Source organism: Desulfobulbus alkaliphilus (genome assembly GCF_016918545.1).
Classification (GTDB): domain Bacteria; phylum Desulfobacterota; class Desulfobulbia; order Desulfobulbales; family Desulfobulbaceae; genus Desulfobulbus; species Desulfobulbus alkaliphilus.
The window spans coordinates 109,913-123,920 of sequence record NZ_JAFFQC010000002.1 but is presented as its reverse complement, the minus strand read 5'-3'; the positions used below and the strand labels follow the sequence as shown (position 1 = coordinate 123,920).

Below are 14,008 nucleotides of genomic sequence, written 5' to 3'. Positions count from 1 at the left end.
GGCAGGCAGGGTGTCGGGCTTCGGTGAGCACAGTGATTCGTTGCTGAAGAGGCACCAGGAAAGAAGTTTTTCATCTCAACATCAGGAGGAAAAGTATGCACAAGAGATTTATGCTCATTGTTTTGTCCGCTCTACTGCTGTGCGGTTTTGCCACAGGGGGAGCAGCGCTTGCCGACCCGTTGGCGGAAGGTATCAGCCAGGGGGTATCTGCAAATGCCATTAATCCCGAGGACGCCCCGGGATATCTGGGCATTCCGGGTGGTCCCCAGATCAATCTGATCATGGCCTTTGTGTGGGCTATCTGGGTCGGATGGATTTTTTCCACGGTGGGCGCCTTTGGCGGTATCATGGCCGGTATAGGGCATATTTCCGTGTATGGGTTGGGAAATTATGCGGCAGACTTCAGGCAGACCTCCCCAACCCTGAATAAGGCGGTCACCGACTCCATCCGCGTGTCCAATCAGTTTATGGTCGGTTTCAGTGCTCTGGTTTCAACATTCAACTACCTTAAACTCGGGCGCCTTGTCTGGCCGGTGGGCCTTTTTCTGGCCATTGGCTCGATCCTGGGCAGCTATCTGGTACCAACCCTGACCGCCGGCAAGATTTCCTTCCGCGAATATGTCGGTTTTTTTGGTATTTTCGTTCTTTTTCTCGGCTGCTACATGCTGTATGAAACTACACCAGCCGGATCGAAAAGAAAGAAAAAAGCCAAGGAGGCTGCCAACGCTTTTGAAGCAACGGTCAAAAAGAAAAAAGCCGGTGAAGCTGTCGACACCAGCGAACTGGGCGTGAAAGTCAGGAAATTCAGTCTGTCCAGGATAGTGTTTACCTTTTACGGGGTCGAATTTTCACTCAATCCGCTCTATGCAGTACTTGGCGGTTTCATAATCGCCTCCATTGCGGCCTTCCTCGGAGTAGGTGGAGGGTTCATACTTGTTCCCTTTCTGACCAGTGTGACCGGACTGCCTATGTATCTGGCGGCGGGAACATCGGCCATGGCAGTGCTCATTGGCATGATTACCAGTATCCTGAGCTACCTTGCCGCCGGGGCCCTGGTGCATTGGCCGCTCATCGGCACCCAGCTGGCGGGTATTTTTGTCGGATCCATGATTGGGCCGAGGACATCGCAATATATTCCGGACAAGATCTTGACCAGAATTTTTATTGTTCTGGCCTTTTACGTCGGCTTTAACTTCATGGCCAGAGGATTTTTGGGTAAAGACCTCATCAGTCTGATTACCGGTGGTTGATTATTGACAATATTGATCCCCTTTAACGATGTGATTGGAAGATCTTCACCGGAAAACAAACCTGTTTTAGATCGCGGAAAGGAAGCCTCTTCTGACAGGGGCTTCCTTTTTGGGAGTGATCACTGCTGCGTTGCCCAGCAAAGAACCAAGAATCCAGGCTGCCAGGTCGGTCCAGTAGACTTGGCTCTTCTCATTGCTTTTTCTTTATCCTGACCGGAGCAGTATAATCATGGAATTATGGCCTGTGCTCTTTGCCGCTCTTGATGCGGTGCTCATCGCACCGTACAGGGTCTTTGCGGTCCCTATTGTTGGATTTTTCTTTGGCACCTTTGTTCTCTGCGCGTGGTGTGTGCTTTTTGGAGAAATGACCTTTCGACTGGTGTCAGCGGTCAACGGGCGCCATGTGAACGCCCTGCGGGCCCAGGCGGTGAGGATGCATAATCTTTCCGTCAAGGCGATTGTCATCAAGGATAAAGAAAGTTATCGCTCGTGCAATAAAGAGGCGAACGAGGCCTTTGGAAAATATTTTTTTAATATGGTGACCCATGGCGCCGCTTATCTGTGGCCGGTCCCCTTTGCCCTGGCCTGGATGGCAACACGTTTTTCCCGGGTTGAGTTCGAACTGCTGTTTTCTTTACCCTTTTTCGGCGATACGGTCGGGTTTGCCGCGGTCCCGATTCCGATGTACATCCTGGCCCGGATACTGTGGAACAAAGTCAAGCCATATCTCTATTTTTTTAATCGCGATCCTCGAGTCGGTCTTGACCAGGGAGAAGTGGAAATGATCAAATGGGAAGAACTGCACGAACACAAGGGACTTCCTGAAAAATTCTGGACCGAGCAGCGGTTGCCGGATTTGGGTGACGGGCTGACAGCGAAAAAATAACGGAAGTTGATGACAGGCCAGGGCGGCCCGAAGGGCGGCTGGTAAAGGTTACCTGTAAGGATTTTGCTGCAATTACAATATGATTACAGCAAGATATATCTAAAATAACAGTCCAGCCGTCACGGATTTGATTCATTTCAGGAGGAGTGCATTTGACAGCGCAACACAGTGCCAGGAGAATTGAGCCTGGTCTGGATAGGCATTAGGGTGCAACAAGCTATGATCGTGTTGCGCTGACCGTAGCATTGCAAAAGACTGTGGCATGAACTGGCGACAAATTTTCAACTATCTGACGGGAAAGCTGTTTTCTCCGAGCGTACTTCTGCGCAAAAAATACTCGGCGTTCAGGGAACTGATCGTCCATGACAACAGCTGCCTTGAGTTGATCGCCGACCTGGAGGAACATTTTTACGGGACAAACCCTGTGGACCACGCCAGGGTGGTCTGGCTTTCTTCCCGATTGGTCGCTGAAGTTGCCGGCATGGCTGAGGCCTTAAAAAAGATGGATCCGGTCCGCTTCCGGAACATTCAGCAGCATCTTGTAACGATCGAACGCCAGATACAGGAAACACTCACTTCATTCCCCACCACCGGTGATACCCCCCCCTTTATTGTCCCTCTGGACGAGTGTGCCGACAAGCCGCAATTGGTCGGTGGCAAGGCTGCCAACCTTGCCACAGCAGCTCTCTCCCCTGATATCCCAGTGCTGCCCGCTTTTGTCGTCACGACAACAGCATGTAACCGAGTTATGCAGCATAAGAGGTTGGATCTGCAGTTACGTCGTATTTTGCAGCAGATTGTACTGGCCGAAACCGAGGACGTCTCGCGGCTTTGTTATCAGGCGCAGGGCGCTGTCCTGGCTGCGGAGGTGCCTGATGAGATTGCCATCGAACTGACCAGGGTGGCGGATCATTTCTGCAGTGATGGCGGCACGGTGGCCTTACGGTCTTCCGCGGTCAGCGAAGACGGTAAGGTCTCCTTTGCCGGTCAGTTTTCCAGTGAACTCGGGGTAGGGCGGGACCAGGTGATCATGGCCTATAAACGAGTCCTGGCCAGCAGATACGCCCCCAAGGCTGTTACCTATCGCATTCTACATGGATTAGCCGATGAAGAAGTTCCCATGGCTGTTTTGATCATGCCCATGGTGGATGCCCTGGCTGCCGGGGTTATGTATACACGGGACCCGGATCAATGTACAGAGCAAGGCGACAGGGAACGGGAGAGTCTGGCGCTGTACGCCGTGGCAGCCCCGGGACGGTACCTGGTGGACGGCAGTCTCAGGCCGCAGGTGCTTTCTTTCAGTCGTGCTCCCGAACCTGTCCTGCTCAGCGAACCGAAAGTTGAGGGAAAACCGGTTTTGGAACCAGGCCTTGGGCTTCGCCTCGCCGGGATGGGCATGGAACTGGAGCGTATTTTTACCCATCCTCAGGATATTGAATGGGTTGTGGATCATGCCGGTACACCGTATATCCTGCAGAGCAGGCCCATTGCCTGTCCATCGCAGTCGGTGTCTCCCTTGCCCCGGACTCCGGAATTTCCTCTTGATGCGGCAGATCTTCTCGCTGAAGGATTGATTCCGGCTTCTTCCGGGGTGGGCTGTGGGCCGGTATTTCTAGTTGAAACTGTCAGCGATCCGGCAGAAATACCTTTCGGGTCTGTTATTCTCGTGCACAATCTCAGCCCGGCGCTGGTACGGATTGTTGGTCAGGTGGCTGCCGTGGTCAGTCTTGCCGGCAGCCGAGGCAGCCATTTTGCTTCCGTGGCCAGGGAGTTCGGGTTGCCGGTCCTGGTTGGAGACCTTGCTTTTTCCTCGTTTTCGCCCGGACAGCTGATCACAGTGGATGCGGATCAAGGGCGGATTGTGTCCGGATGTCCTCAGGAGTTGTCCTTAGGCCAGAACAACGTCAATCGCCGTCCGTTATCGGCACGCCAGGAGGCAGTCATCCCCCTGCTCACCCGTTTGCATCTCACCGATCCGCAATCACCGGATTTTCAATGGCAGTTGGCCCGTTCGCTCCATGATCTGGTGCGGTACATGCATGAAACGAGTGTGAACAGCATGTTTTCCCTGGTGGATGCACGCGGTGCAGCCATGTCCGGCGCCAAGAAACTCGTTACCGATTTGCCCTTGATCCTGTATATTCTTGATCTTGGTGATGGTTTGCATGCCCATGCCGCCGGTAAAACCGAGTTTGTTCCGGAAGATTTCAAAAGTTCTCTGCTCAAAGCTTTCTGGGAGGGGCTGGCCGATCCCGAGGTGCCATGGTCGGACAGTCTGACCCATGTGGACTGGGAGACCTTTGATCGGGTCAGTGCGGGGATTTTCAGTACAGATGCCAGGTTTCTGGCCAGTTACGTGGTGGTTTCCGACATCTATCTCCACATAATGGTCCGTTTCGGGTATCATTTTTCCGTGGTGGATGCCTTCTGCGGTCCCAAGGTCGACAATAATTATATCAGTTTTCGTTTCAAAGGTGGTGGGGCCGCCTTTGATCAGCGAATCCATCGACTGGATTTCATTGATCGGGTTCTCAGCCATTTCGGTTTTCGCATGACCCGTCGTGGTGACCTCCTGGATGCCCGATTTTCTCGAAGCATGGATGTCGACATCTTGCAGCGCCTGACCGAATTAGGGTATATTCTTGCCATGACCCGACTTATGGATATGGGGTTGCGCGAACCGGATCAAGTGGACGCACTGGTGGACGACTTCATGGCGAAACGAGCCCCTGAGGAACCGTAAATATGTTCGGCAAATCATCTGCTCTCACCTGGGTCACTGATCGGTTGGCCGTTGGCCGGGCTCCCATGAGCCATGATGATCTCGATGCCCTGAGGGCCCAGGGTATTTCCGCTATCCTCAACCTGTGCGCGGAATTCTGTGATCTCCACGATATTGAGCGGGAGGCCGGATTCGAAGTCTATTATATGCCGGTTCCCGATGAGGAGGCGCCGAGCCTGGTCGAGTTGGAACGGGCTTTATCCTGGCTGGATGAAGCCATTTATCTGGGCAAGAAGGTCCTTATTCATTGCCGGCACGGCATCGGTCGCACCGGCACACTGCTCAATGCGTACCTTTTGCGGCGGGGACTGGGACACCGACTGGCCTGGAAAACGCTCAAAGGTTTGCGTTCCAGGCCCGCTAACTTCGAGCAGTGGTGGACTATCCGTAAATACGGGAGAAAAGAGCGCCGGTTGAGCATTCGTCAGCCTTCACTGGAAATGAAAAACCTGGTGGATCTGGCTCCTTTTTTTTCTGATTACGGACAGTTGGTCGATTGGGTGGAAGATCTGGCAGGAATCGAGATCGGTGAGATTGGCCGTTGCGGTCGGGATCATCACCGCTGCGGCTCAACTCCGGTGCGATTGACTCTTATAGAAGCAGTGTCCGTGACTCACGCCTTGAATACTGCCTTGAGCAGTGAAGAGCGGATGGCGGCCATCAATAGGGCAGTGGTGGTGGCAAGACAGGAACGGGAGGCTGCCGGTCGGCTGGAAGAAACAGGAGATTTCTGTCTTCGCGACGCTGGAGCTATGTGCCCTTTGTGGTATGCAGATCGCTGTCAGATTTACCAATGGCGTCCTTTGCAGTGCAGGACTTTCGAATTACCGGAGGAGATCAAAGCCGAACTCTGGTCGGACGTGCTTTTTCCAGGTCTTTTTCATTTGTCTAATCAGCTCTTTCTTGCCTTTGCCTCCGCGTTTCCAGTAGATGAGCACCTTGAATTTTCCTTGTCCGATGTGGTGTCTGGAAAATATGTCGAACGCTTCTTTCACCTCCTGCTCAAGGCGGAAGGCGCTTCAGGTTCGATCAGCAACTGAGTGCCGCTCAAAAAAAATGGTCTCCTTTGATCTATTCATCTTGAAGGGGCAGGCTCCTTTGGATGTCCTGAATCCGTGACGGCTGGACGTTTTTTTGGATATATCTTGCTGTAATCATATTGTAATTGCAGTAGAATGCTTAAAGGGAATTTTCACCAGCCGCCCTTCGGGGCGTCTGTCCGCACGCCATCTTCATTGCCCGTACCCGTCCGATAAAGTGTACTTTAATCGAACGGTCACAGACAATACAGCTGACGCACGGACGAACGCTCACGGATCCAGGGATGTTTTAAAAAAACAGGAATCTCTTGCCATTGTCAGCGCGGAATGCAATAGTATTGTGATGTATTTTAAAGCTGCTACCTTTTGGAGAATCATGTCTGCCACTGTCACTACACCCTACATCCCGGAAAAACGACGTCACGCCCGGGTGGATTGCAACCGCAGTGTCAGGATTGTTGGCGGGCAAAAGGTTCTGGGGCCCTATCCAATTAAGAATTTGAGTCTTGGAGGAATATTCGTTCAGGCTGATATCGACATCCCAGTTGGAGAACAATGTCGCCTGCAAATGCGGCACACCGGTAGTCAAGCCAGCTTTATCCTGACTTTTTCCGGAAAAATTCTCAGACGTGAACCTGATGGAATCGGCCTGGCTTTTGTAGAAATGGAACGGGACAGTTTCATGTTTCTGCAGACCTTGGTCTTGTATTCCTCTGAAGATCCCACCAGGATTGCGGAGAATTTCTGTGAGGATTTCGCTTCAGGCTCTCTGCCTTCGTGCTGACAGGTCTAAGGGCACGATTACTCATCTGGCTCTCTTCATGATTCTGTCCAGCCGCCAAAACCCCTGATTATCCCATTCCTCTTGTGGACTTTAACGATTTTACTTTCCTATTTTTTCTTCCATGAACCAACTTGCATCTGAATCTGACAGACAAAATCCGGTCCTCCGAGGAGTTGGTGGCCTTGGTGGACGGGCCCTGTACGTTCTGACTGACCTCGGCAGAATGGGCATTTTTCTGTTCTACGCCCTCATCGGCCTGTTTAAGAGACCTTTTCGATTCAGGGAGGTGGTTAAGCAGGTGTATTTTATCGGGGCCGGTTCCCTGCCGGTCATTTTTTTCACGGCCCTGTCCTCTGGCATGGTTCTGGGGCTGCAGGGGTACTATTCACTCAACAAATTCGGCGCTGAAGGCATGCTCGGGTCAGCGGTGGCACTCACCCTGATTATGGAACTCGGACCAGTGCTCACTGCCCTGATGGTGGCTGGCCGTGCCGGATCGGCGATGTGTGCCGAAATCGGCATCATGCGGATCTCCGAACAGGTCGATGCATTGGAATGCATGGCCATTGATCCCTTTCGTTATCTTATCTCCCCAAAATTTCTGGCAATGCTCATTTCTCTGCCGTTGTTGACCGCTGTTTTTGATGTGGTTGGTATCTGGGGAGGATATCTGGCCGGTGTCAAGCTGATGGGGGTCAATTCCGGCGCCTTCTTTTTCGGTATGGAGCAGAGCGTCACCAATCATGAGATCCGACTAGGGGTTATCAAGTCTTTTGTCTTTGCCTTGCTGATAGTCTGGATATGCACCGGACGGGGGTATTTCGTCCAGAAGATCCGCGGAGCCGGATTCGGAGCCGAAAGTGTCAGCAAGGTGACAACGCAGGCTGTGGTCATGTCTTCAATTTCCGTGCTGATTTTTGATTACCTGCTCACTGCGGTGCTCCTATGAAGAACGTACGTGAGGCGACAGCCGTAACGACCCCGGCGATTGAGTTTGTCGAGGTCTGTAAAGCTTTTGGTGAACGGTCCAAGCGTAATGTCGTGCTCGACAAGGTCAGTTTTTCCATTCCCAGGGGCCAAACAACAGTTATAGCCGGAGGAAGCGGGCAGGGGAAAAGTGTTGTTCTCAAGCTGATCCTTGGCCTGCTACGACCGGATTCCGGCAAGGTGCTGGTGGGCAATCAGGACATTGCCACCCTTGGATACAAGTCCCTGCAGGAGGTCCGGATGTTGTTTGGGGTACTCTTTCAGGGCTCCGCCCTGTTTGATTCGCTGACGGTTCATGAGAACGTCGCCCTTCCCCTGCGAGAACGAACCGAGTTGTCCGCCGGGGAAATCGACCGCCGGGTCTCTGCAACCCTTGAGCAGTTGGGGTTGACCGGGCATGAAGATAAATTTCCGGCTCAACTCAGTGGCGGGATGAAGAAGCGTGTTGGCCTGGCGCGAGCACTGCAACTCGATCCCGAGATCGTCCTTTTTGATGAACCCACCACCGGGCTCGATCCGGTCATGACCCGGGAGATTTATGAACTGTTCACCACAACGCAGCAGCGACTTGGGTATACCGCTGTCATAGTCAGTCACGATATACCCCAGGTCTTTTCCCTCGCCAATCAGATTGTCCTGTTGAATAAGGGAGAATTTGATGTTTTTACCGATGCCGATCAGATCGGTCGATCCCAGAAGCGGTTTATTCGAGAATTTGCCCTGATGGTCATGGGGCAACAGTTGAGCAACGAGAAGCAGGAGAAGCAGTGATGGCGAATACGCGTATAGAGATACTTGTCGGTTGTTTTCTGGTGGCAGGTTTTCTAGCCTTTGGCTGGTTGGCCTTGAAATTGGGTGATGTGCCCTGGCTGACCGGAGCAAGGCACTATGCCCTGGAGGCGGAATTCAGCAATATTTCCGGACTCAAATCCGGTGCTGATGTCCAGATTGCCGGGGTGACAGTGGGCCGGGTCGGTCATCTCAGGCTGAATGAGGATCATATGGCCCTGGTGACGCTGCAGATCGACCGGAATATCCAGATACCGTTGGATTCCATGGCATCCATCAAGTCCCAGGGCATAATAGGCGACAAATTCATTCAGATCACCCTGGGGGGTGATGAAGAGTTTCATCAACCCGGCGGCTTGATCTGGGATACTGAACCAGCCATTGATATCGAGTCGCTTATCTCACAATTTGCCTTTGGACAAGTCGGCAATTAAGCAGGATTTGCAATAATGAAGCTGAAATGGACACAGTTTTTTTCACTGCGGTTGGTTCTGCCGCTGATGCTGGCGGCACTACTCGTCGGGGCCGGGACCTGTCAGGCTTTTGATTTTCTCGATGATGCGAGCTACGAGGAATTTGCCCTGCCCAATGATCCATTGGAACCATTGAATCGGGTTATTTTTACCTTTAACGATATCGTCTATATCTGGGTACTGAACCCAGTAGCCACCGGCTACAGCAAGGTGGTCCCTGCGGATATCAGGGGTTGTGTGGCGAATTTTTTCCATAATCTCGGAGAACCCGTCCGTTCGGCCAATTGTCTGTTGCAGGGAAGATTCCGTGATTCCGGTCGAGCACTCGGCCGGTTTTTTATCAATACCGTTTTCGGTGTTTTCGGTCTGGCGGATCCCGCATCCAATGAGTTTCGATTGGCCCCGGTCCGGGCATCCTTTGGAGAAACACTGTCGGTTTGGGGGGTGGGAGATGGGTTTTATCTGGTCGTGCCCTTCATGGGGCCGTCGACTCTTCGTGATTTCAGCGGCAGCATGGTTGACATCGTGGCCGTTACCACCTACTATCCTTGGAACGATGATTTGAAAACTGCAACCTCGGTGTACACTGTAAACACGGTTAACCGCACCTCACTGCACCTTGGAGAGTACGAACGTCTCAAAGCCATGAGTTTTGATCCCTATGTAGCTTTTCGTAACGGGTACTTCCAGATGCGGGAAAGGAGGGTGGATTTTTTCGAGTTGGACGAGTGACCTGACAGCAAAAATGATGAAGTCATAAAAAGTCCTGTTTTCAAGATCAATGCTCAAAAGATTGTGGTGTAGTTGATATGCATCCATCCACATAGTCTGTGCACCTGTACATTTTTCGACTTTTTACTGACCATACAAATTACCTGGAATACGATTGATAGGACCTCTTTGCATGGCACAAAATTTTCCCTGTTCTTTTCGCGCCCTGTTGTTCAGTTTTGCTTTCATCAGCATGCTGTGTCAACCGCTCTCTGCTTTGGCCGTCCAGGATCCGATCGAACAGCTCCGTCCATTTCTGCAAAAAGTCACTGAAACGCTCAACGATCCTGAGTTGTATACTCTGTCGAGAAAGGAGCAGAGTGAGATTCTGGTGGAACTGGTTCGTGAACGATTCGATTTTTACGAGATGAGCAGAAGAGTTCTTGGACCTCATTGGCGCAATATCGACGCCGAGGAGCGGGAACAATTTGTCACACTTTTTACCCAGTTGCTTCAATACGCCTATATAGATAGAATCGATGACTATTCGGGCCAGGAAGTTGAGTTCGTAGGGCAACGCATCCGGGGAGACCGGGCCGAAGTGCAGACAATATTGGTTGATCGAGATCGGTCCTATAATGTCTCCTACATCATGCATTTGCAAGAGGACCGCTGGATGGCCTACGACATAGTTGCTGAAGGGGTGAGCTTGGTCCGTAATTACATGGAGCAGTTCCGGGAGATCATCAGGCGGCATGGGTACATTGGTCTTATCAGGAAGCTTGAAGAAAGGATTGATGAGCTGGATGGCGGCAAGAGGGAAGCAACCTGAATGGTTCTGCCGGCAGATGCGGCAGTGTCTTTCTCTGGATTCGTGAGCGTCCGCCCTTGCCTCAGCTTCATTGTCTGGGACCGTATGATAAAACTAGACTTTATCGAACGGTTACAGTCAATGAATATGGCGCGCGTCCGCACGCCCCGCAGGGCCGAGGGTGAAAGGTTTTTCAAGGATTCCGTTGCAATGATAACCTGATTACAGAAAAATAAAACTCAACCAAGAGTACAGCCGTCACGGATAATACCTCCCTGTTTCTTTATGCCAAGGCCGCCCGCCTGCAGGGGCTGTGGTGGACCGCCTCCACTATCCAAGCCTGGGGGCGATGGTCGAGTCCCACTTATACATATGGCTGATCAATCAAGTCCAGGTTCCGGCCTTGATTGATCTGTGCACCGGTCAGGATCAAAGTCGGTCATGCTGTTTGCGCTGCGCTGGCAGTGACCGGATGCATACCCCTTGTTGCTCAGCCTTTCGGAAGTCCTAACCTTTCTCAGTCCCTTCCCTGATATTTTTTCAGCCCTTTGCTCATATTGATCTCATTTTGCCGTGTTGGTGCGTTTCTCTCCTTCTCTTCCATTTTTAGATGGCGATAATTTTATTATTTTTGTATATTTTCTAGTTTTTGCAAAATCAATTCTGTCGGTTGGCTGATCGGGCATGCGTATTCGGTTTGATGAAATACCCTCCCAGGGGATTAGCTATGCGATTCGGGAGATACCAGGACTGACCGCTCACCAGGATTTCACTGTTGCCGGTCCAATCCAGGCGAATTGTGTGGTGTTGCGCGGGGATGATGATAAAGTCGCTCTCCAGGGCAAGCTGAGCGGCCCCTTGACCTTGGTATGCGACCGTTGCCTCACCTCTTTTCATTTCGAGATGCAGGTCGAATGGCAGCAATTTTTTGTCATGGCACCCGAACAGTTCCATGATGAGCAAGACCAGGAGTACTGTCTGAAGGACCTGGACACCATCGTGCTGGAAGAACCGGTTATTGATCTTGACGATATCCTCCGGCAGCAGGTATATCTGGCACTTCCCGTTAAAGCCCTTTGTGCCGATTCTTGTCTGGGGATTTGTCCCCGCTGTGGCGTCAATATGAATCAGGAGCAATGCAGCTGTACAATCAGGCAGGAGCATTCGCCTTTCGCAGTGCTCGCTCAATTGAAAAATAGAAAAGAATAAAAACTATATACAGTGGCCCATACCGTCTGTTAGTGATACGGAACGGTATGCGTCATCGATAAGATGGAGGATGGCAATGGCTTTACCGAAAAGAAGACACTCACGTTCGCGGACCAGACAGCGCCGGGCTCATGACGCATTACGTGCACCTGATATCGGCAATTGTCCCGAATGTGGTGAGCCGAAAATGTCGCATCGACTTTGTGGAGGATGCGGTATGTACAGGGGCCGAAGTGTGGTTCAACTCGAGGAAGATATTAATTAGGCACCACAGTGAGGATAGCCCTTGATGCAATGGGAGGCGACCGGGGGCCTGAGATGGCAATCCTGGGCGCCTTAGCCGCTGTCCAGGAGCAAAACGAACTCAGTGTTATTCTGGTTGGTCCCCGCTCGGTTTTAGAACCGCGGCTCACTGAAAAAGCCGGCGGAAAAGGTGAGCTGCTCGAGAGAATCTCCGTCCACCATGCGTCCGATGTGATCACCATGGACGAGTCTCCTGTGGATGCGGTCCGCAAAAAGAAAGAGGCGACCGTGGTGGTCGGCTTTGACCTGGTGCGAGACGGTCAGGCCATGGCGTTGGTGTCAGCCGGAAATTCCGGGGCCACCATGGCTGCAGCCGTCAAAAAACTTGGACGTTTGCCCGGAATTATCCGGCCGGGCATTGCCAGTTTTTTCCCGACCCTGAAAAAACCTGTCATGCTGATGGATATCGGTGCCAATGTCGATTGTCGTCCTCAGCATCTGTACCAGTTTGCCGTCATGGCATCATCCTGCTCCCGACTGCTGCATGATTTCGAACGTCCGCGCATCGGTTTACTGAGTATAGGCGAGGAAACAGGGAAAGGAAATGCTCTGGTCAAGGAAGCGCATGAGCTCCTGAAAAGAAGTCCGCTTAATTTTATCGGCAACGTCGAAGGGCGGGATGTCTACAAAGGAGATGTGGACGTCATTGTCTGTGACGGTTTTGTCGGCAATATATCTTTGAAAATCAGCGAAGGGCTGGCAGAGGCCGCTATGCAGATGCTCAAGCAGGAGATCATGAACACCTGGCGTGCCAAGTTGGGATATCTGTTCATTCGCAAGGCCTTTGCCGCTTTTAAAAGGAAAGTTGATTATGCCGAGTACGGCGGAGCACCATTGCTTGGGATTAACGGCACCGGCATTATCTGTCACGGCGCCTCGAATGCCATCGCTATCCGCAATGCTATTGAAGTTGCCGCAACAATGGTCCGCAATGGGGTAAACGACGCTATTGTCGGTTCCCTGAACGAATATGCGGCGTAATACAGGGTATACATGAAAAAAGCCGTTATTCTTGGCACCGGTTCCAGCCTGCCCGAACGTATCCTCACCAACGCCGAACTCGAGCAGGTGGTGGACACCAGCGATGAGTGGGTAACCTCACGGACCGGGATCCGCATGCGCAGGATCGCTGGGACAAATGAACAGAATTACCAACTGGCGACCTCCGCCGGGCGGCGTGCCCTCGCTGATGCAGGAATTCAGCCCGAGGAACTTGACCTCATTGTAGTCGCCACCATCTCGCCGCACATGATCATGCCGTCCACGGCCTGTTTTGTCCAGGCTGAACTTGGCGCGGTCAATGCCTTTGCCTACGACATTAATGCTGCCTGTGCCGGATTCACCTACGGTCTCGATCTCGCTCGTAATTATATCCACAGCCGTCCGGACATGAAGATTCTTCTCATTGGCGCTGAAACCCTTTCCGCTCGGGTGAACTGGGCAGATCGAAACACCTGCGTGCTGTTCGGTGACGGAGCCGGAGCCGCCGTACTCAGCGGTTGCGGTGACGGGCGGGGCATTTTCGGCACCAATCTCCATGCCGATGGTAGATTGTGGAAACTGTTGTTCATGGACAGCCCGGAAAGTCGTAATCCGGATTTGCAGCGTGAGGATTGGCAGGGAGCGTTTATCCAGATGAACGGCAGTGATATCTTCAAATATGCCGTTCGCTTGATGGCTGAGTCCGTGAACAGTCTGCTGACCTCGCACGCCATCGGTGTGGACGATATCAGTTTGATGATTCCCCATCAGGCCAACATTCGCATTCTAAAAAACCTCAGGGACCGTCTCGGCGTCCCTGAAGAAAAAGTTTTCATAAATGTTGATAAATATGGTAATACCTCCGCTGCCAGTATTCCCATCGCCCTTGATGAAGCCAACAGGCAAGGAAGGTTGGTGCGCGGAAAAATTGTTCTGTTGTGTACCTTTGGCGGTGGCCTCACCTGGGGGTCGCTGCTCATGCGGTGGTAAGAGTTAAGGAGA

At 52.1% G+C, this 14,008-nt stretch carries 14 protein-coding genes; all 14 read left to right on the top strand.

Annotated features, from left to right (window positions below; all coding sequences use genetic code 11):
• Positions 1-95 precede the first annotated feature (95 nt).
• The 14 genes from JWG43_RS01630 (at position 96) to JWG43_RS01565 (ending at position 13,996) form a co-directional block, all read left to right on the top strand.
• Positions 96-1,250 (top strand): sulfite exporter TauE/SafE family protein, encoded by a 1,155-nt coding sequence (locus JWG43_RS01630; protein WP_240193306.1) that lies wholly within the window; start codon positions 96-98, stop codon positions 1,248-1,250.
• Positions 1,251-1,479: 229 nt separating this feature from the next.
• The gene (locus tag JWG43_RS01625) at positions 1,480-2,136 is read left to right on the top strand and encodes a hypothetical protein (RefSeq protein ID WP_205241065.1); all 657 of its coding nucleotides are present in this window, start codon (positions 1,480-1,482) and stop codon (positions 2,134-2,136) included.
• A 262-nt stretch (positions 2,137-2,398) separates the two neighbouring features.
• Positions 2,399-4,879 (top strand): PEP/pyruvate-binding domain-containing protein, encoded by a 2,481-nt coding sequence (locus JWG43_RS01620; RefSeq protein WP_205241064.1) that lies wholly within the window; start codon positions 2,399-2,401, stop codon positions 4,877-4,879.
• A gap of 2 nt (positions 4,880-4,881) precedes the next feature.
• Complete coding sequence (locus JWG43_RS01615; RefSeq protein ID WP_205241063.1) at positions 4,882-5,958, top strand: phosphatase domain-containing putative toxin; 1,077 nt, start codon at positions 4,882-4,884, stop codon at positions 5,956-5,958.
• Positions 5,959-6,052: 94 nt separating this feature from the next.
• The gene (locus tag JWG43_RS01610; protein WP_205241062.1) at positions 6,053-6,742 is read left to right on the top strand and encodes a PilZ domain-containing protein; all 690 of its coding nucleotides are present in this window, start codon (positions 6,053-6,055) and stop codon (positions 6,740-6,742) included.
• Positions 6,743-6,965: 223 nt separating this feature from the next.
• Positions 6,966-7,691 (top strand): MlaE family ABC transporter permease, encoded by a 726-nt coding sequence (locus JWG43_RS01605; RefSeq protein ID WP_240193305.1) that lies wholly within the window; start codon positions 6,966-6,968, stop codon positions 7,689-7,691.
• A complete protein-coding gene (locus JWG43_RS01600) occupies positions 7,688-8,500 on the top strand; it encodes an ABC transporter ATP-binding protein (protein WP_205241060.1) in 813 nt (270 codons plus the stop codon). Before JWG43_RS01605 ends, JWG43_RS01600 begins: the two co-directional genes overlap by 4 nt.
• Positions 8,500-8,952: an outer membrane lipid asymmetry maintenance protein MlaD gene (mlaD, locus tag JWG43_RS01595; protein ID WP_205241059.1), complete on the top strand. Its 453-nt coding sequence runs from the start codon at positions 8,500-8,502 to the stop codon at positions 8,950-8,952. Before JWG43_RS01600 ends, mlaD begins: the two co-directional genes overlap by 1 nt.
• A gap of 15 nt (positions 8,953-8,967) precedes the next feature.
• Positions 8,968-9,723 (top strand): MlaA family lipoprotein, encoded by a 756-nt coding sequence (locus tag JWG43_RS01590; RefSeq protein WP_205241058.1) that lies wholly within the window; start codon positions 8,968-8,970, stop codon positions 9,721-9,723.
• 172 nt (positions 9,724-9,895) lie between these two features.
• Positions 9,896-10,534 carry an MlaC/ttg2D family ABC transporter substrate-binding protein gene (locus JWG43_RS01585; protein WP_205241057.1) on the top strand — a complete coding sequence of 213 codons (639 nt, stop codon included), beginning with the start codon at positions 9,896-9,898 and terminating at the stop codon, positions 10,532-10,534.
• Between the two features lie 663 nt (positions 10,535-11,197).
• Positions 11,198-11,722: a YceD family protein gene (locus JWG43_RS01580; protein ID WP_205241056.1), complete on the top strand. Its 525-nt coding sequence runs from the start codon at positions 11,198-11,200 to the stop codon at positions 11,720-11,722.
• A gap of 70 nt (positions 11,723-11,792) precedes the next feature.
• Entirely contained in the window at positions 11,793-11,987 is a 195-nt protein-coding gene (gene rpmF, locus JWG43_RS01575; RefSeq protein ID WP_338033212.1) for a 50S ribosomal protein L32, read from the top strand.
• Positions 11,988-11,995: 8 nt separating this feature from the next.
• Positions 11,996-13,006 carry a phosphate acyltransferase PlsX gene (gene plsX, locus JWG43_RS01570; protein WP_205241054.1) on the top strand — a complete coding sequence of 337 codons (1,011 nt, stop codon included), beginning with the start codon at positions 11,996-11,998 and terminating at the stop codon, positions 13,004-13,006.
• Positions 13,007-13,018: 12 nt separating this feature from the next.
• Complete coding sequence (locus tag JWG43_RS01565; protein ID WP_205241053.1) at positions 13,019-13,996, top strand: beta-ketoacyl-ACP synthase III; 978 nt, start codon at positions 13,019-13,021, stop codon at positions 13,994-13,996.
• Positions 13,997-14,008: the final 12 nt, after the last annotated feature.

Excerpts from the sequence above, each read along its gene's own strand:
- JWG43_RS01630 (WP_240193306.1), top strand. The coding sequence starts at position 96 with ATGCACAAGAGATTTATGCTCATTGTTTTGTCCGCTCTACTGCTGTGC.
- JWG43_RS01580 (WP_205241056.1), top strand. The coding sequence starts at position 11,198 with ATGCGTATTCGGTTTGATGAAATACCCTCCCAGGGGATTAGCTATGCG.
- JWG43_RS01600 (WP_205241060.1), top strand. The coding sequence starts at position 7,688 with ATGAAGAACGTACGTGAGGCGACAGCCGTAACGACCCCGGCGATTGAG.
- JWG43_RS01565 (WP_205241053.1), top strand. The coding sequence starts at position 13,019 with ATGAAAAAAGCCGTTATTCTTGGCACCGGTTCCAGCCTGCCCGAACGT.
- mlaD (WP_205241059.1), top strand. The coding sequence starts at position 8,500 with ATGGCGAATACGCGTATAGAGATACTTGTCGGTTGTTTTCTGGTGGCA.
- JWG43_RS01625 (WP_205241065.1), top strand. The coding sequence starts at position 1,480 with ATGGAATTATGGCCTGTGCTCTTTGCCGCTCTTGATGCGGTGCTCATC.
- JWG43_RS01620 (WP_205241064.1), top strand. The coding sequence starts at position 2,399 with ATGAACTGGCGACAAATTTTCAACTATCTGACGGGAAAGCTGTTTTCT.
- JWG43_RS01585 (WP_205241057.1), top strand. The coding sequence starts at position 9,896 with ATGGCACAAAATTTTCCCTGTTCTTTTCGCGCCCTGTTGTTCAGTTTT.
- JWG43_RS01615 (WP_205241063.1), top strand. The coding sequence starts at position 4,882 with ATGTTCGGCAAATCATCTGCTCTCACCTGGGTCACTGATCGGTTGGCC.
- JWG43_RS01605 (WP_240193305.1), top strand. The coding sequence starts at position 6,966 with ATGGGCATTTTTCTGTTCTACGCCCTCATCGGCCTGTTTAAGAGACCT.
- JWG43_RS01590 (WP_205241058.1), top strand. The coding sequence starts at position 8,968 with ATGAAGCTGAAATGGACACAGTTTTTTTCACTGCGGTTGGTTCTGCCG.
- rpmF (WP_338033212.1), top strand. The coding sequence starts at position 11,793 with ATGGCAATGGCTTTACCGAAAAGAAGACACTCACGTTCGCGGACCAGA.